At 31.2% G+C, this 18,434-nt stretch carries 16 protein-coding genes; 12 read left to right on the forward strand and 4 right to left on the reverse strand.

Translation table 11 applies throughout. The features are described from left to right. The first annotated feature begins 71 nt into the window (after positions 1–71). The 11 genes from CRV02_RS02370 (at position 72) to CRV02_RS02420 (ending at position 13,857) form a co-directional block, all read left to right on the forward strand. On the forward strand, positions 72–2,507 hold the full coding sequence (locus CRV02_RS02370; protein WP_129089005.1) for a molybdopterin-dependent oxidoreductase: 2,436 nt from the start codon (positions 72–74) through the stop codon (positions 2,505–2,507). A 1-nt stretch (position 2,508) separates the two neighbouring features. Beyond that, positions 2,509–3,066: a hypothetical protein gene (locus CRV02_RS02375; RefSeq protein WP_129089006.1), complete on the forward strand. Its 558-nt coding sequence runs from the start codon at positions 2,509–2,511 to the stop codon at positions 3,064–3,066. A 32-nt stretch (positions 3,067–3,098) separates the two neighbouring features. Beyond that, entirely contained in the window at positions 3,099–3,785 is a 687-nt protein-coding gene (locus tag CRV02_RS02380; protein ID WP_129089007.1) for a response regulator transcription factor, read from the forward strand. Beyond that, complete coding sequence (locus CRV02_RS02385) at positions 3,778–5,427, forward strand: ABC transporter substrate-binding protein (RefSeq protein WP_164968952.1); 1,650 nt, start codon at positions 3,778–3,780, stop codon at positions 5,425–5,427. The genes CRV02_RS02380 and CRV02_RS02385 overlap by 8 nt, the downstream gene beginning before the upstream one ends. 4 nt (positions 5,428–5,431) lie before the next feature. Then, on the forward strand, positions 5,432–7,105 hold the full coding sequence (locus tag CRV02_RS02390) for an ATP-binding protein (protein ID WP_129089009.1): 1,674 nt from the start codon (positions 5,432–5,434) through the stop codon (positions 7,103–7,105). A 91-nt stretch (positions 7,106–7,196) separates the two neighbouring features. After that, positions 7,197–8,060, forward strand: coding sequence for a menaquinone biosynthesis family protein (locus CRV02_RS02395; protein WP_129089010.1), 864 nt, complete (start codon positions 7,197–7,199; stop codon positions 8,058–8,060). Then, positions 8,060–8,860, forward strand: a complete 801-nt coding sequence (locus CRV02_RS02400; RefSeq protein ID WP_129089011.1) for a UDP-N-acetylmuramate dehydrogenase — start codon at positions 8,060–8,062, stop codon at positions 8,858–8,860. The genes CRV02_RS02395 and CRV02_RS02400 overlap by 1 nt, the downstream gene beginning before the upstream one ends. 67 nt (positions 8,861–8,927) lie before the next feature. Further along, complete coding sequence (topA, locus tag CRV02_RS02405) at positions 8,928–11,312, forward strand: type I DNA topoisomerase (RefSeq protein WP_129089012.1); 2,385 nt, start codon at positions 8,928–8,930, stop codon at positions 11,310–11,312. Further along, positions 11,313–11,831 carry a metallophosphoesterase gene (locus tag CRV02_RS02410; protein ID WP_129084269.1) on the forward strand — a complete coding sequence of 173 codons (519 nt, stop codon included), beginning with the start codon at positions 11,313–11,315 and terminating at the stop codon, positions 11,829–11,831. After that, positions 11,818–12,678 (forward strand): biotin synthase, encoded by an 861-nt coding sequence (locus tag CRV02_RS02415; RefSeq protein WP_129089013.1) that lies wholly within the window; start codon positions 11,818–11,820, stop codon positions 12,676–12,678. Before CRV02_RS02410 ends, CRV02_RS02415 begins: the two co-directional genes overlap by 14 nt. 12 nt (positions 12,679–12,690) lie before the next feature. Then, positions 12,691–13,857, forward strand: a complete 1,167-nt coding sequence (locus CRV02_RS02420) for a cation:proton antiporter (protein WP_129089014.1) — start codon at positions 12,691–12,693, stop codon at positions 13,855–13,857. 5 nt (positions 13,858–13,862) lie between these two features. Here CRV02_RS02420 and CRV02_RS02425 read toward each other — a convergent pair whose 3' ends face one another. From CRV02_RS02425 to recA, 4 genes are all read right to left on the reverse strand, one after another. Further along, the gene (locus CRV02_RS02425) at positions 13,863–14,567 is read right to left on the reverse strand and encodes an AMIN domain-containing protein (protein WP_129089015.1); all 705 of its coding nucleotides are present in this window, start codon (positions 14,565–14,567) and stop codon (positions 13,863–13,865) included. Continuing rightward, positions 14,564–14,806, reverse strand: coding sequence for a septum formation initiator (locus CRV02_RS02430; RefSeq protein WP_129084273.1), 243 nt, complete (start codon positions 14,804–14,806; stop codon positions 14,564–14,566). Before CRV02_RS02430 ends, CRV02_RS02425 begins: the two co-directional genes overlap by 4 nt. A gap of 3 nt (positions 14,807–14,809) precedes the next feature. Beyond that, complete coding sequence (gene eno, locus CRV02_RS02435) at positions 14,810–16,087, reverse strand: phosphopyruvate hydratase (protein ID WP_129089016.1); 1,278 nt, start codon at positions 16,085–16,087, stop codon at positions 14,810–14,812. Between the two features lie 151 nt (positions 16,088–16,238). After that, positions 16,239–17,270, reverse strand: a complete 1,032-nt coding sequence (gene recA, locus CRV02_RS02440; RefSeq protein WP_129089017.1) for a recombinase RecA — start codon at positions 17,268–17,270, stop codon at positions 16,239–16,241. A 170-nt stretch (positions 17,271–17,440) separates the two neighbouring features. Between recA and pseB the strand changes: the two genes are divergently transcribed. Further along, entirely contained in the window at positions 17,441–18,433 is a 993-nt protein-coding gene (gene pseB, locus CRV02_RS02445; RefSeq protein WP_129089018.1) for a UDP-N-acetylglucosamine 4,6-dehydratase (inverting), read from the forward strand. The last annotated feature ends 1 nt before the right edge of the window (position 18,434 follow it).

The raw sequence follows: 18,434 nt of genomic DNA on the forward strand, positions 1-18,434 counted from the left end.
ATATGTATATTCGATTTTTTTTCGATTTTTTTTTCTTACAATTCTTTTATAAATCAAAAAAAGGATTGAAGATGAACAATTCAAGAAGAGACTTTCTTAAAGTAGGAGCAGCAACTTCAGCTGTGTTAGCAGGAAGTGGAACATTAAGTGGTGCAGTTGCAAAAGAGTTTGCAAATAGAACTAAGAAAATTCCAAGTGCATCTCACTTTGGTGCTTTTTATGCTCACGTAAGAGATGACAAAATTGTTGATATTACTTCACAATTAGATTCTGATGCTAATCCAACAGTGATGGTTAAAGCTTTAGCAGATAGAAACAGTTCTGACTCAAGGGTTAAATATCCAGTGGTTAGAAAAAGTTACCTTGAAGGAAAAGGAAGAGGTGATTTAAGAGGAAAAGAAGAGTTTGTTAGAGTTTCTTGGGATACAGCTATTGATTTAGTTGCAAAAGCTATTCAAAAAGCACAAGAAAAAGGTGGAAATGAAGCACTTTATAATGCCTCTTATGGTGGTTGGGCTCATCCAGGAGCATTTAAACCAAATGCATTAGCTGGAAGATTCTTTAATCAAATTGGTGGAGCTGTTAGAACATCAGGTGAGTATTCAAATGGTGCAGCAGGACAAGTAAACCCATCAATTGTTGGAGATATGGAAGTTTATTCTATTCAAACTGCCCATGAGCAAATCATTGAAAATACAGAAGTGATGGTTTTATGGGGAGCTGATTTATATAAAACAAATAGAGCAGGGTACTCTGTTCATAATCACAGATGTTTTGATGCTTATGAAGAGTATAAAAAAGCAGGAATCAAAGTAATCTCTATTGACCCAATTTATACAATGTCAGCTCAAGAGTTCAAAGCTGATTGGATTAAAATTAGACCAGGCTCTGATGTTGCCTTAATGTTAGGAATGATGAACTACTTATATAAAAGTGGTAAATATGACAAAGAGTTTATTGAAAAATATACTTACGGTTTTGATAAATTCTTACCATACCTTTTAGGAAAAGAAGATGGTGTTGAGAAAACACCTGAGTGGGCAGAAAAATTAACAGAAATTCCAGCTAAAACAATTAGACAATTAGCTGATATTATGATTTCAAAAAGAACATTTATAGCTGGTAACTGGGCTATGCAAAGAGCTCATCATGGTGAGCAAGTTGACTGGTCTATTATTACTTTAGCTTCAATGTTAGGACAAGTTGGATTACCAGGTGGTGGTTTTGGATTCTCTATGCACTATGAAGGTGGAGGAGATGCAAACTCTGGTAAAAATACTGTTGGTGGAATGAGTCAAGGTGGAGGAGATAAAGTAAAAATTGCTATTCCTGCATCAAGAATGAGTGACTTAATTAATAAACCAGGTGAGACTGTAACTTACAAAGGTAAAGTTATTAAATATCCAAAAGTAGAGTTTATGTTAAGTGCAGGTGGTTCACCAATTGGCCACCAACCAGATGTAAATGAACTTATTGAAGCAATGAGAAAACTAGATACTGTAGTAGTTGTTGAGCCATGGTGGACACCAACTGCAAAAATGGCAGATATTGTTTTACCTGCAACAACAACTATGGAAAGAGATGATGTAGCAGGAGCTATGTCTTACTCAGCAGATAGAATCTATGCAATGAAAAAAATTGTTGAGCCAAGATATGAATCAAAAGATGATTATGAAATCTTTACAATGCTTGCAGATAAATTTGGAAAAGGAAGAAGATTCTCAAGAGGAAGAACAGTTCAACAATGGTTAGAAAGACTTTATAAAAGATCTTCAGCTAAAAGAGAAATGGGAATTTCATTTGAAGAGTTCTGGAAAATGGGTGTTATTAAATACGATATTCCAAAAAGTGCAACAAAATTTGTTAGACATGAAGCCTTTAGAAAAGACCCTGTAAACAATGCACTTAAAACAGAAACTGGAAAAATTCAAATCTTCTCAGATAAGTTTGCATCTTATGGATATGAAGACTTTAAAGGTCACGTAATGTGGTTTGAACCAGCAGAGTGGTTAGGTAATGAAGAGTTAGTGAAAAAATATCCACTACACTTAGTGTCTCCTCACCCAACATATAGAATTCACTCACAGTTAGATAATACTTGGGTGCAAAATGTACATAAAGTACAAGGTAGAGAACCTATTAGAATCTCTCCAAATGATGCGAAAAAATTTGGAGTAAAAGATGGTGAGATTGTAGAAGTTTACAATGATAGAGGAAGTTTACTTGCTGGTGTTGTTGTGACAAATACAATTAGAGATGGTGTTGTAGCAATTGAAGAGGGTGCTTGGTACTCTCCTGAAGATGCTGAAGCGGGTGATTCTTTCTTCGGAAATGACCAAAGAAAAGTAAGATGTAATTCTGGTCAAGTGAATGTTTTAACATCATCAAGACCAACATCACAAATGGCGCAAGCAACTACAGCAAATACTGTGCTTGTAAGTATTAAAAAAGCTGGAACTGTAAGTCCAAATGTAGCTTACAACCCACCAAAAATTATAGGAGCATAAGATGAAAACAATTATTAGAAATACAATAGTACTATTAGCTTTACTTGGAGCCTTCTTCCAAGTAAATGCAGAGCAAAACTTTATCTATCAAGATTCTGTTTTAAAAGGTGATAATGGAAAAACTGCAAAGATTTTTGTAGGTGTTCCTGTAACTATCAAAGAAGAGATGGGAAAAAATGTAAAAGTTTCAATTAAAGGTGTTATGTTTGGAGATGAGGTTTACTCTTCTAAAACAAAAGAGCTTTTAGTTGCAAAAGTAGAAAAAGGTTTTGAAGTAAATCAAAAAGATGAAAATGAAGTTGAGTTAGTTGGAACACTAGCTAAAGAGTTAACTTCAAATGACCCACTTGATGTATGGGGTGAACATGAAGAGTTTTATTTTGAAATGTGTACACAATGTCATGCAGGTCCAGAAGTAAATCACCACTCTATGATGGAATGGGAAGCAATCTTTGGAACAATGAAAGGTTTTGCAAAACTTGATGAAGAAGAAGCATCTTATCTTCTTAGATATTTAAAAGCTAATTCATCTGATGGATTTGTTAAAACAGAGCACTAAATTTGTTATAATGTAAATAAAAAGGAGTCTTCATGCAAAAGGAGTTTTTAGAGAAATTAAAGAGTTTAACTGTTCTTTATGCAGAAGACGAAGTGGGCATTAGAGAGAATATCGCTGATAGTCTAGGATATTATGTGAAAGAGGTTTTTCAAGCCTCTAATGGAGCTGAAGCATTAGCGGTTTATGAAGATAAGAACCCTGATATTATCCTAAGTGATATTCATATGCCAGTTTTAAATGGTATTGAGTTTGTAAAAAAAGTTCGCGAGACAAATAGAACAATTCCTATTGTTATGATTACAGCTCATACAGATAAAAAATATTTGCTTGAAGCAGTTGAGCTTCATATGGAAAAATATATCATAAAACCAGTGGAACTAGAGGCTTTATTTGAGGTTTTAGAGAAATGTGTCTCTCTTCTTGAAATTAATAAAAAAGTTTTTCTAAAAGTAGATGAAGACTATAGTTTTGATTATGATAAAAAAGAGTTAAAATACAAAGATGAGGTTATATTTCTAAACAAAAAAGAGATGATGTTCTTTGGGGTTCTCATCTCTAACCAAAACAGAATAACTACATATGAAGAGCTTCAAGATAAGGTTTGGCAAGATGATGTTATGACCGATAGTGCCTTAAGGTCACTAGTTAGGAATTTAAGAAAGAAACTTCCTACGGACATCATCTATAACCTATCAGGAACAGGATATCGTTTTGTTTAAAGTAATAGTTCTAATAAGTTTGATTTCTTGCTCTTTATTTTCTTCTTCACACCTTGTAAAAAAGTTAGAGTTTAGAGAAGATACAAGCTCTTTAAATAAAGCACAAAGATTAGACCCAAACTCTCATATAAATATATTTCTTCCTTCAATTCCTTATTCATATATTGCAAAAGCTACAAATGCAGGACTTATTCGTTCATATGATAATAAAAGAGGTTGGATTTATGACCTTGCAAAATCCCATGAAAGAGTAGATGAGTATACATATATTTTTACTTTAAGGGATAAACTAAAATTTCAAGATGGGAAAGCTTTTACTATAGATGATGTGATTTATAATCTAGAGTATTTTAAAAAAAAGCCATTTTTATATACAAACATAGATAAAGTAGATTTTGACATTATAAAACTTGATAAAAAAAGAATCAAAATTGTTTTAAAACAAAAGTATGAGATGTTTTTAACTGACCTTGCAAGAATCTATTTTTATACAAAAGAGTATATACAAAAATATAATCCTGTAGGAAAAGAGACAGGAACAGCAAATAAAATAGCTGGTGCTTTTGGTATGGGACCATATATTTTACAAGAAGGTTTTGCTTTAGGAAGTGAACAAACAGAGAAGTTAGAACTTGTAGCTAATCCATATTATTGGAATAAAGAGTTTCCTAAAATAAAAAGAATAACGGTATATACACAACTTAATGTAAATGAAGCTATCGAAGATATCACTAAAAAAGAAGGCAAGCTAGACTTAATGCCAATACCTTTTAATAAAAAGTTTGAAGTGATTTTATCAAAATACTCAAAGCTTATTATCTCTAAATCAACGGATAACTTTGTAATATTTTTTAATTTGATAAATGGAAATAAAAAGCTTTTAAGTGATGAAGTTAGAGTTGCTTTAAATCAAGCCCTTGACCAAGAAAGACTATTAAATTTTGTATATAAAAAAGAGGGTAAGGTCTCTCCTTTTACTACCTCAATAAATTATGATATCGTCGAGCAAGTTGCAAAAGAGTTTAAAATTGAAGAAAAAAAGTACTCTAAAAAAGAGTTAACGACTTTATTAAGTGGCTTGGAGTTAAATGTTTTCACCCAAGATAGATTTATGTTTTTATTTAAAGGAATAGAGTTCCAGCTAAAAAAATATGGAGTGAAACTAAACTATACAATAACAAGTAGTGAAAAAGATATCTATAAAGAGTTATTAACAACAAGCTCAAATAAAAATGAAAAAGAGTGGGATCTTTTAATTTGGGGTGATGATGACTGGTATTATCAAAACCCTTGGACGGTATTTTTCATTTATGAAATAGGAAGTGTCTGGTCAACTATTCCAAAAGATGAGCAAATGCAATCTTATATTGAACAGTATTTTCTTACAAACCCTTCTTCAATAGAGTATAAAAAGGTCGTTAAAAATATTTTACATAGGGCACGACAAAAGGCATATACTTTAAGAGTTCCTTCTTTAAATAAAGTTATTGCAGTAAATAAAGAGGTGATATATAAACCCTATGAAGGTGGAATTATACCTTTATGGGAAATAGAAATAAGTAAAAACCACTGGTCTGTTAGAGGAAAAAAAGAGTATAAAAAAGAGCTAGAAGAAGCAATCAAGCCAAAAAGAATAAAGTAATACTATGAAACTAATAAAAAATATGAATATCAAATCAAAGTTAGGGATACTGTTTTTAATTCTTTGTATCTCTATTGCAGTTTTAGGTTATAAGTCAGTACAAGTTAGTGAAGATAATAAAGATACTTTAAAAATAGTACATAGTAAATCCCAAGCGGTATTAGCTTTACAAAATAAAATTATTACTCCTTTATATAGTTTAAGACAGTTAAATCAATCTTTAGTAATGGCTCCTAATAAAGAGATTAGAAGTGAGATAAATAAAGATTTAGTAGAGATTTTTAAAAGATTAGATAAAGATTTTCAAAATGTGAAAATGTATAGTCCTGAGCTTTATGAAATGTGGGAGAGTTATAAAGGACATATTCTTCAAACAAAAGAGTATTTAAATGAAGGCTTTGAAGAGGGTGCATATATAAATGTTACAACTGTTAGTAAAAAGCAATTTGATATCTTAGTTGAGAAACTATTCTCTTTACAAAAAGAGTCTTTAAGTAATGCAACTATTGCATATAGTCAAGCTTCAAAAAAATCTACTGAAGTTAAGATTGAAGTTATAACAAGTATTGCTTTAACTCTATTTTTTGCAATAATTATTGGCTGGTTTATCACTAATAATATTTTAAAATCAATATATAAAGTACAAAATGGTTTAAATGATTTCTTCAAGTATTTAAATGATAAAAAGACAAAAGTGAATAGAATTGATATAGATGGAAAAGATGAGTTTAGGCAAATGGCTAATATCATTAATAAAAATGTATCGTATATTAGAACTAATGTAGACCAAAATGAAGCCTTAATCAAAAATGCAACGAAGGTTTTAGAAAATATTGAAAGTGGGAACTTAGGAACAAGACTTACTCAAAATACAAATAATACTTCACTAAATGAACTTAAAAATATGATTAATAGTGTGATTGGAAACTTAGAAGATAAAATACAAAAAGAGATAAGACAAAGACTTCAACAAGAGCAAATTCTTATTCAACAAAGTAAACTAGCAGCAATGGGTGAGATGATAGGAAATATTGCCCACCAATGGAGACAACCCTTAGCTCAAATCTCTGCAATACATATGAATATGAAGGTGACTTTTGATTTTGAAAAATTTAATAAAGAGTATTTAGATTTAAAAATTAAAGAAGCAAATAAGTTAACTTCATATATGTCTCAAACAATTGATGACTTTCAAAATTTCTTCAAACCTCAAGGTGAAAAAGAGTTATTCTCTGTTGAGAAAGCTTGTAAAGATGCATATTTTATTGTGGAGTCTTCATTAAAATACCATGGTATAGAACTAAGTTTCGATGTAAAAGAAGATAGTGAAGTCTTAGGTTATAAAAATGAATTCTCACAGGTTGTTTTAAATTTAATCAGTAATGCAAAAGATATTCTTCTTGAAAGAAAGGTAGAAGAACCACAAATTAATATAGAGATAAAAGGTGGTGAAAGTTACGCTGTTGTAAAAGTTGAAGATAATGCCGGAGGCGTAAGAGAAGAGATATTAGATAAGATTTTTGACCCATATTTTACTACTAGACATAAAACTCAAGGAACAGGAATAGGTCTATATATGGCAAAAAATATTATTGAAAGAAATATGCATGGATTTATAAATGTTAGAAACAATGACCACGGAGCTATTTTTACAGTGAAGGTTTTAAAAACAGTTTAGTAGAATTTTCTTTCAAACTTTATATTAAATGAAAAAGTAATCCATAACTTGCTACAATCCCCATAGAAAATGAAATAAAGAAGGAATAGTCTTGAAAGAAATAAGTGTTGCACACTCTCCTGATGCTGATGATATTTTTATGTATTATGCGATTAAATTTGGTTGGGTTACTCCAAAAGATGCAAAGTTTACGAATATTGCAGCTGATATTGAAACATTAAACCAAGCAACTTTAAAAGGTGAGTATGACATTTGTGCTATCTCTTTTGCTCTTTATCCTTTTGTTAAAGATGATTATGCACTTTTAAAAACAGCTGTGTCTTTTGGCGAAGGTTATGGTCCTAAGTTAGTAAAGAAAAAAGATGTAAAGTTAAAAAGAAACTTCAAAGTAGCGCTTAGTGGAGAGTATACAACTAATGCATTACTTTTTAAAATAGCTTATCCAGAAGCTAGAATTACATATATGAACTTCTTAGATATCGAACAAGCAGTATTAGATGGAACTGTTGATGCTGGTGTATTAATCCATGAATCAATTCTTACTTTTGATGAGAATTTAGAAGTTGAACGTGAGATGTGGGATATTTGGGAAGAGTTAAGTGGGGGAGGTCTGCCATTACCTCTTGGAGGAATGTGTTTAAGAAGATCACTTCCTTTAACTAATGCAATTGATTATGAAAACACTTTAATCAAAGCTGTTGATGTTGCAAATAAAAATAGAAATGTATTAGCTCCAATGTTACTTGAGAAAGGTCTTATTAGAGTTGATGCTGATACTTTGGATAACTATTTAGACCTTTATGCAAATGATAACTCTGTTCAGTTAAGTGATATCCAATATGAAGCTTTAGATAAGCTATATGAACTAGGATATAAGCATGGTTTTTATAATAGCTTAGTAAAAGCAAAAGAGTTTTTAATTCCAAGTGAATATGAGGAACTAAGAGCTAATTAATGTCAAAAGATAAAGAAGAGTATAAAAACTATTTTAAAGAGATTGATTTCTCAAAATATTCATCAATACATATTGGACCAAAAGCTGAGGTTCTAGTTATAAATGAGATGGGTGATTATAGTAACTATGTTATTTTAGGAAGAGCAAATAATGTTCTTATTTCAAATACTCATCCAAATTTTGCAGTTTTAGGTGAAGCCTTTGATTATATAAGAAAAGAAGATAATCTTTTATATGTAGGCTGTGCTACAAAATCTGGAAAGCTACTTTCATATGCAAAAAAGAATGACTTAGCAAATTTAGAGTTTTTAGGAAAACTTCCAGGAAGTCTAGGTGGCTTAGTGAAAATGAATGCAGGGCTAAAAGAATGGGAAATTTTTAATTATATTCACTCTATTAAAACAAAAGATGGGTATATTAAAAAAGAAGATATAGAGTACTCATATAGAGAAACTAAAATTGATACAATAGTTTATGAAGTTGTATTTAATATAGAGTATGGTTTCTCAAAAGAACAAGCAGAACTTTTTAAACAAATGCGAGATAATCAACCACAAATTCCAAGTGCAGGGAGCTGTTTTAAAAACCCAAAAGGTGATTTTGCAGGAAGATTGATAGAAGCAGTTGGATTAAAAGGTTTTAAAAAAGGTGAGATGGGCTTTAGTGAAAAGCATTCAAACTTTTTAGTTAACTATGGCAAAGGTAGTTTTGAGGATGCACTCTCTTTAATAAACCTAGCAAAACAGAGAATAAATGATGAGTTTAACGTAGAAATAGAAGAAGAAATAATTATATATTAAGCTTAATAGAGTTTTCATTTTTTTATGTTAGAATTCAAAGCTTAAAATTAGTGTAAGGTATGATTTGGTGAAAAATTTAGTAATAGTAGAGTCTCCCGCAAAAGCAAAAACGATATCAAAGTTTTTAGGAAAAGATTTCAAAGTAATGGCTTCAATGGGGCATGTTAGAGATCTTCCAAAGTCAAAGTTAGGATTTGATCCTGAGAATAATTTTGAACCAAAGTATTTGGTTTCAACTGATAAGAAAAAAGTTATTAGTGACTTAAAAAAAGAGATTACTAAAGATACAACAATCTACTTAGCAGCCGATGAAGATAGAGAGGGAGAAGCTATCGCATGGCACTTAATTCCTGCACTAAAAATTGAAAAAAACCCATTAAAAAGAATTGTTTTTCACGAGATTACAAAAGATGCTATTTTAGAAGCTATCAATAATCCAAGGGAAGTAAACCAACACCTTGTAGATGCTCAACAAGCAAGAAGAATCCTTGATAGAGCAGTTGGTTATGAATTATCTCCATTACTTTGGAAAAAAGTAAGATATGGTTTAAGTGCTGGTAGAGTTCAATCAGTTGCAGTAAGAATTATCGTTGATAGAGAGAATGAAATTAGAGCCTTCGAGCCAGAAGAGTTTTGGAAAATAAAGTCAAATTTTGCAAATCCAGAGTTAAAAGCTGAACTTGCAAAAGTTGATGGAAAAGCCAAAAAAATAAGAAATGAACAAGAAGCAAAAGAGATTGAAGCTTCTGCCTTAGCTTCTAACTTCAAATTAGCAGATATTGAAGAGAAAGAATCAAAAAGAAACCCAGCAGCTCCATTTACTACTTCAACACTGCAACAAGAAGCAAGTAGAAAAATAGGACTTTCTGTTAAACAAACAATGGTTATTGCTCAACAGTTATATGAAGGAAATGTTGGAAATATTCCAAATCATACAGGTGGTTTAATCACTTATATGAGAACAGACTCATTAAACCTTTCAAAAGTTGCTACAAGTGCAGCAAAAGAAGTTATTGAAGCTGAATATGGAAAAGAGTATTCATTAGCTAAACCAAGAGCTTATAAGTCAAAAGCTAAAGGAGCACAAGAGGCTCACGAAGCTATCAGACCTGTTAATATGGCTTTAAAACCAAGTGACATCAAAGCATATGTAGAGCCAAGTCAATTTAGACTTTACTCTTTAATTTGGAAAAGAACTCTTGCAACACAAATGGCTCCGGCTGTTATTGCAAATACTACATATAAAATTGAAGCTGGAAAAGATAAAGAGTTAGAGTTCCAAGCAAAGGGACAAAGAATTGTATTTGCTGGATTTATGAAAGCTTATACTGAAGGAAGTGATAATCCAGAAAGTGCTTTAGATAGTAGTGAAAAAATCTTACCAACAATCAAAAAAGACACGATTTTAGATTTAGAAAAATTAGATTTAGAGCAAAACTTTACAAAACCACCTGCAAGGTATACAGAAGCCTCTTTAGTTAAAAAGTTAGAGAGTGAAGGAATTGGAAGACCATCTACTTATGCTCCAACAATTTCAACTATTCAAGCAAGAGAGTATGTAGTTAAAACAGAAGATAAAAAATTAGCACCTACTCCAACTGGTGAAATTGTAAATAGCTTTTTAGTTGACCATTTCCCTGGAATTGTAGATTTAGGTTTTACTGCACGTGTAGAAGAAGAGTTTGATGATATTGCAGAAGGAAAAATTGCTTGGCAACAAGTAATGAATGAGTTCTATGGTGGATTTAAAAAGACTATTGATGAAAAAGAAGAGAGTGTAAATAAAGAAGATTATTTACAAATTAGAGAAATAGGAACTGACCCAGAGTCTGGAAAACCTATTAGTGCGAGAGTTGGAAGATATGGTCCATTTGTTCAAATAGGAACAAAAGATGATGAAGAAAAACCAAAGTTTGTTGCTATTCCTGATCATTTAAATATGGATACAATTACACTTGAAGAAGCACTATTTTTATTTACTCTTCCAAGAGTTGTGGGACAAACAGATGAGGGTGAAGATATTAAAGCAAATATTGGAAGATTTGGTCCATATTTACAAGTTAAGTCAACGTATTACTCACTAAAAGAAGATGACCCTTATACTATTGAAGAAGCAAGAGCTAAAGAGGTTATAAAAGAGATTTCAGAAGCAAAAGCAAAAGCTTTAATTAAAGATTTCCCAGAAGAAAAAATTCAAGTTTTAACTGGAAGATATGGTCCTTATATTAAAAAAGGAAGAAAGAACTTTAAAATTCCAAAGGGTGTTGAAGCTGAAGATTTAACTTTAGAGCAAGTATTAGAGATAATAGAAAAAGACCCTAAATCTAAAACTGCTGCAAAAAAGACAACAGCTAAAAAAGCACCAGCAAAGAAAACAACAACTAGAAAAAAAAGTACAACTACAAAAACAACAGCTAAGAAAACTACGGCAGCTAAAAAAACAACTAAATAGATGAAAATAGGTATATTATCGGATAGTCACCATAAGAGTGACTATACCCAAGAAGTGATTGAGCACCTAAAAGAAAAAGGGTGTGAATATCTTGTTCATGCAGGAGACTTATGTATTGAAGAAAACTTGAAACATCTTCAAGATTCAAACCTTAAATATATATCAGTTTTTGGAAATAATGATTCCTCTTTATTGTCATATGCTAATAAATATAATATAAAACAAGAGCCATATCTTTTTAAGATAAAAGATATAAAGTTCAAGCTAATGCATTTGCCTTTTTATTTAAATGCAGGTGATAGTGATGTGGTGATTTTTGGACATACACATATTTTTGAGTGCCAATATACAAATGGAACTCTTTTCCTAAATCCAGGGGAAGTCTGCGCTAGGGAGAAACCCTTGATAGAGTGTGTGATGTTAGAAATTAATGAAAATGAGTATATAATCAAGTATTACTCAAGAAATATAAATGAAAATAGTTTTTTAGAAAAAGAGATAAAATATGAGCGTAACTAATAAATCAAAAGAGATTTTTTTATGTGCCATTTGTAATATAGAAAGTGGTACATGTAATGAAGATTGTAAGTTTTGTACACAAAGTGTAAAGTATAAAGCTGATATTCAAAGATATAAGAAAAAAGCCATTGAACAAATTGCTGAAGAAGCAAAAAGAGCAAGAGCAAATGGAGCAAATGGTTTTTGTCTTGTAACAGCAGGAAAAGGTTTAAACGACAAAAGATTAGCTTTTGTTTGTGAGGCAGCACGTGCCGTTAAAAAAGAGGAGTTAGGACTTATCCTAATTGCATGTAATGGTACAGCTTCGGTTGAGCAACTACAGACTTTAAAAGAAGCTGGTGTTGATGCATATAACCATAATCTTGAAACAGCAAGAGACTTTTACCCAGAGATTGTTACAACTCATACTTGGGATGAAAGATATCAAACATGTAAAAATGTAAAAGAAGTAGGTCTTAGACTTGTTTGTGGTGGTATTTTTGGTTTAGGTGAAACTCAAGAACAAAGAGTTTCTATGCTTGAATCTATTGCATCATTAGAGCCTATGAATGTACCTTTAAACTTCTTCCATCCAAATGAAGCTTTACCATTAGTAGAAAATACAGTTTCAAGAGAAGAGGCTTTTGAATTAATTGCATTAGCTAGAAAAATGGTTCCAAATGCAATGAAGATAATGGTTGCTGGTGGAAGAGAGTTAATGTTTGGTGATGAACAGTATAAAATCTTTGAAAAAGGTGCAAATGCATTTGTTATTGGTGATTATTTAACAACTGCTGGAAGAACACCTGCTGATGATATTGCTGAGCTTGAAAAGCAAGGTATTAAAGTTATTAGAGAAAGAAACTAATTAGGTAAATTAATGGGTGAAGAAATTTTAATCATAATATCAATCTCTTTGATAATCTTTACTTCACCTTTAATTTCAAAGGTTGTAAAGCTTCCAACTATTACAGTTGAGATAATACTTGGAGCTTTAGCTGCATATTTTGCATTTATTGTTGAGCACTCTATTTTAGAGCTTGTTGCACAACTTGGTTTTCTTTATTTAATGTTCCTAGCCGGACTTGAAGTTGATTTAAAGAAGATTATAAACATCTCTGGAAATCTCTTAAGAAAATCAATTTTTTATAATGTCATTTTATTCTCCCTTGCTGCAATTGGGACGATCTACCTTGAAATAGGCTATATCTTTATTGTAATACTTCCTTTAATCTCTATTGGACTATTAGCTGCACTTAAAAAAGAGTATGGGGATGTTGAGTGGATTAGGTTAGCTATTACTGTTGGTCTAATTGGAGAGATTATTTCTATCTTTGCGCTTACAACTGTAACGGCGGCTTTAGAGTTTGGAATAAACTTTGACTTTTATAGAACAATGACACTATTTGTTCTTTTCCTTATTTTTATGGTTGTTATTTATAAGTTCTTCCATAATTTAATTTGGTGGTATCCAGAAATCAAAGCGGTACTTATGCCAGAGAATGACCATCAAGAACAAGATATTAGACTATCTATGGGGATATTCTTTCTTATGATTGCTGTTATGATGTTATTGAATTTAAAAGTTGCCTTTGGGGCATTTATTGCGGGAACTTTTATTACTACATTTTTTGAAGAACACAATAAACAACTTCCTCATAAATTAGAGCACTTTGGTTTTGGTTGGCTAGTTCCTATTTTCTTTATTTATGTAGGGTCATCTTTTGAGTTAGAGTCTTTATTTGAAGATGGTTTAGTAGAAAAAGCATTCTATATTACACTATCAATGATTGCTATTAGATTTATTGCTTCAATGTTATTTGTTAATGAAATGGGGTGGAATAGATTCTATATGGTAGGTCTTTCTCACTCAATGCCTATCACGCTTTTAATTGCGGTTGCTACAATTGCTTATAATAATCATTCGATTACACAGTTTTATTATTATGCGTTTATTTTAGCTGCTATTATGGAAGTATTGATTGTGATGGTTGCTATTAGGATTTTATCTAATTTTATAAAGCCACCTGAGAAAGTGGCTAAATAAAAGTTTTAGTTTTCGTATAATCTAACGATAGTAACTCTATTATCGTTATATGATACTTCGTAGTTTTCTGGTAATTGTGCTAGTTCAACAACAATTCTAAAGTAACCATCTTTTTTATGGTTTCCTACTGCTACTTTTAAGAAGTTAGTTGATTCTAATTTTTCTCTTACTGTATAGAAGTTTTTCTTAGCAGTATAGTCTAAGATAATTTTCTTTTTCCCTGGAAGTGTTAGTTTTTTAGAAACTTTATAGTCTGAGTGAATATCAATTTTATCATTGTCATATTCAACTTTAACAAAAGGAAGAATCTCTTTTTCATAAGTAACATCAAGTCTTGGTTTTACATATACAACTTGTTCAATCTCTTTTGGCTTTTCATCAACAGCTTTTTTTACAATCTCTTTTGTTTTTTGTTCTGTCTCTTTTTTAGCTTTTTCGATTAGCTTTTTAACTTCTTCTTTTGTTAAAGCTGGTTTTTTTGGCTCTTTTTTCTCTGCTTTCTTTTCTTCAGCAGGGTTATTCATCTTCTCATATACTTCATTTATATAGTGTTGTTCTGCTTGAAATTCAACAGCATAGTTCTCATCCATCTCATTTAATTCAATCATTCTTGCTTGTTCTTCTTCATAAGCAGTAGTTGGTTGAAAAGGATTTTCCCTAGCTATTATCGTTAGGGGTAAAAGTAGTAACAGTGTAAATAAAGTTTTCATTCTTCCGGCTCCAAATTTTTTAGTTCAAAATACTCTTTTTGTAAGTGAGCATTCTCAAGCTGTAATCTTTTAATTTCGCTTTGAAGATACTCTTTTTTATCTTTTAAAGAAGTATATACTTCTAAAGAGTTATCTCCAAAAAGAATATTAGCAACATGATAACTAAGAAGCATCGTAATAGCAATAGAACCTATTGCTATTAACGAAAACTTTTTTAGCTCATGAAGGTTTTCTCTCATGAATTACTTTTTCGAAAAAGGTTGCTTTCCTAAGTATTCAGCATAACCAATTTCTGCACCAATCTCTAATAATCTATTATATTTAGCGATTCTATCAGATCTAGCTGTAGAACCAGTTTTGATTTGACCACAATTTAATGCAACTGCAAAATCAGCGATAAATGCATCTTCTGATTCACCAGATCTGTGAGACATAACGCAGTTGTAGTTATTTCTTTGTGCTAATCTAATAGTTAACATAGTTTCAGATACAGAACCAATTTGGTTTGGCTTAATTAAAATTGCGTTACCAATTCCTTTTTGGATTCCTTCTGCTAAGATATTTGCATTTGTAACGAATAAATCATCACCTACTAATTGAACTTTGTCTCCAATTTTTTCAGTTAAGATTTTCCATCCATCCCAATCATCTTCAGATAAACCATCTTCGATAGATACGATTGGATATTTGTTACAAAGGTCTGCATAGTAGTTTACTAACTCTTCTGAAGTTAATTCTCTATTTTCACCTTTTAAAACATATTTACCATCATCATTGATAAGCTCAGAAGCTGCAACATCTAGTGCGATAGCAATTTGCTCACCAGCTTTATATCCAGCTTTTTCAATAGCTTCCATTATAACTGTAATAGGTTCTTCGTTTGATTTTAAGTTTGGTGCAAAACCACCTTCATCACCAACTGCTGTTGATTCACCCATACCATCAATAACTTTTTTTAAGTGTTGGTAGATTTCAGCAACTGCTCTTAACCCTTCGTTAAAGTCATCAAATCCAACTGGCATAACCATATACTCTTGGAAATCAACAGAGTTATTTGCATGCTCTCCACCATTGATGATATTGAACATTGGAACAGGCATAGTCATTGCATTTGCTCCACCTAAGTATCTGTATAAAGGAATATCTAAAGAAGCTGCTGCTGCTCTTGCAACTGCCATAGATACACCAAGTACTGCATTTGCACCTAGTTTTTCATAGTTGTGTGTACCATCAATATCTTTCATAGTAGCATCAACTTCTGCTTGGTTATATGGACTTAATCCCATTAACTCATCAGCAATAACAGTGTTAACATTATCTACAGCTTTAAGAACGCCTTTTCCTAAAAATCTATCATCACCATCTCTTAATTCTAAGGCTTCTCTTTTACCTGTACTTGCTCCACTTGGAACGATAGCACTTTGCTTAGTACCATCACTTAATACAACTGTTGCTCTTACAGTTGGATTACCTCTTGAGTCTAAAACTTCATCTGCATAAACATTATCAATAAATACCATTTAGGTCTCCTAAATTCATTAAATCTAAATATTATACAAAAAAATTTATTTTGAGTTGCTTTGATAAATAAAAATGATAAAAAAATGTATTTTGTGAGGGGTTGTGTAGAGTAGGGAATGTACTTCAAAAAGTTTTGAAGTACATATTTGATTAATCTTCTTCTGGCTCTGGTTCACCTTGAATGATTTCATCGTTTACACCCATTGCAGTAAGAATCTTACCTTCAATTTCATTTGCAATTTCTGGGTTATCTTTTAAGAATACTTTTGAGTTCTCTTTACCTTGGCCAATTTTTGTATTGTCATAAGAGAACCAAGCTCCTGCTTTATCAACAATATCAAGTTTTACACCATAGTCAATTAGTTCACCTGTTTTAGAGATACCTTCTCCAAACATAATATCAAACTCTGCTTGTTTAAATGGAGGTGCAACTTTATTTTTAACAACTTTTACTTTTACTCTGTTTCCAATAGAGTTTTCTGCTTGTTTAAGTGTTGCAATTCTTCTAATATCTAGTCTTACTGAAGAGTAGAATTTAAGTGCGTTTCCACCAGTAGTTGTTTCTGGGCTTCCATAACCTGTCATACCAATTTTCATTCTAATTTGGTTAATAAAGATTACCGTACAGTGCATTTTATTTAATAAACCAGTGATTTTTCTAAGAGCTTTTGACATAAGTCTAGCTTGAACACCAACTTGTTGGTCATCCATATCTCCATCAATTTCTACTTTTGGAGTAAGTGCAGCAACTGAGTCAACTACTACTAAATCAACAGCACCAGATCTAATAACTGTCTCTAAAATTTCAAGTGCTTGCTCACCATAATCAGGTTGAGAAACAAGTAAGTTATCAATATCAACCCCAAGATTTCTTGCATAAACAGTATCTAAAGCGTGTTCTGCATCAATAAAGGCACAAACTCCACCTGCTTTTTGGCACTCTGCAATTGCGTGAAGAGTAAGAGTTGTTTTACCTGAAGACTCAGGTCCATAAATTTCAATAACTCTACCCTTTGGAAGTCCTCCTACACCTAAAGCTAAATCTAGTCCTAAAGAACCTGTAGAGATAGCTTCAACTGGAACTACTTCTTTGTCCCCAAGTCTGATTAGTGTACCTTTACCAAATGTTTTGTCAATTTGTTTAATTGCTAAATCAAGTGATTTTTTTTGATTTTCATCCATTTTATTTCCTAAATTATTGGTGTGTTTTTTAATTATGTTGGAATTTTAGCACAATTTTTTTAAAGTACTAAATTTTATTGCATTTTGTAATTAAATTTTATTGATATTTAGTTTTAAAACTTAATTAGATAATATTATAAATTAATAAAATTAAGTAAAGGGCATAACTTATGTTCAATAATAAAAGCATTCTAATAACTGGTGGTACAGGAAGTTTCGGTAAAAAATATACTGAAATTATATTAAAAAAGTATAAGCCTTCAAGAATTATAATATTTTCAAGAGATGAATTAAAACAGTATGAAATGGCACAAGAATATACAGATAAATGTATGAGATATTTTATTGGTGATGTAAGAGATTTCCAAAGACTTAAAAAGGCTATGAAAGATGTGGATTATGTAATCCATGCTGCTGCATTAAAGCATGTACCAATAGCTGAATACAATCCGATGGAGTGTATAAAAACAAATATTAATGGAGCTCAAAATGTTATTGATGCTGCAATAGAAAATAAAGTTAAAAAAGTAATTGCTTTATCTACAGACAAAGCTGCAAATCCTGTAAATCTTTATGGAGCAACAAAATTAGCAAGTGATAAACTATTTGTAGCAGCAAATAATCTTGTAGGAAGTCAAGATATACAATTCTCTGTTGTAAGGTATGGAAATGTAGTAGGAAGTAGAGGTTCAGTAATTCCATATTTTAAAAAGCTAATAAAAGAAGGGGCAAAAGAACTGCCAATTACAGATAGAAAAATGACAAGATTTTTTATTACGTTAGAAGATGGTGTTAATTTTGTATTGAAAAACTTTGAAAGAATGCAAGGTGGTGAAATTTTTGTTCCTAAAATACCATCTATGAAAATTACAGATATGGCAAAGGCTTTAGCGCCAAAATTATCTCATAAAATTATTGGTATAAGGCCAGGAGAAAAACTTCATGAAATAATGTGTCCAGCAGATGACAGTCATTTAACTATTGAGTTTGAAGATCACTATGTTATTCAGCCTACTATTGTTTTTGCAGGAAAAAGAAATTTTTTTATTAATAATTTAAAGGAAAAAGGTGTTGCAGTTAAACAAGGTTTTGAATATAATTCTGGTTCTAATATCGAATGGCTTACTGAAGAATTGTTTTTAAATAAATGTGAGTATATATAAA

The organism is Arcobacter sp. CECT 8989 (assembly GCF_004116715.1).
Taxonomy (GTDB): Bacteria; Campylobacterota; Campylobacteria; order Campylobacterales; family Arcobacteraceae; genus Halarcobacter.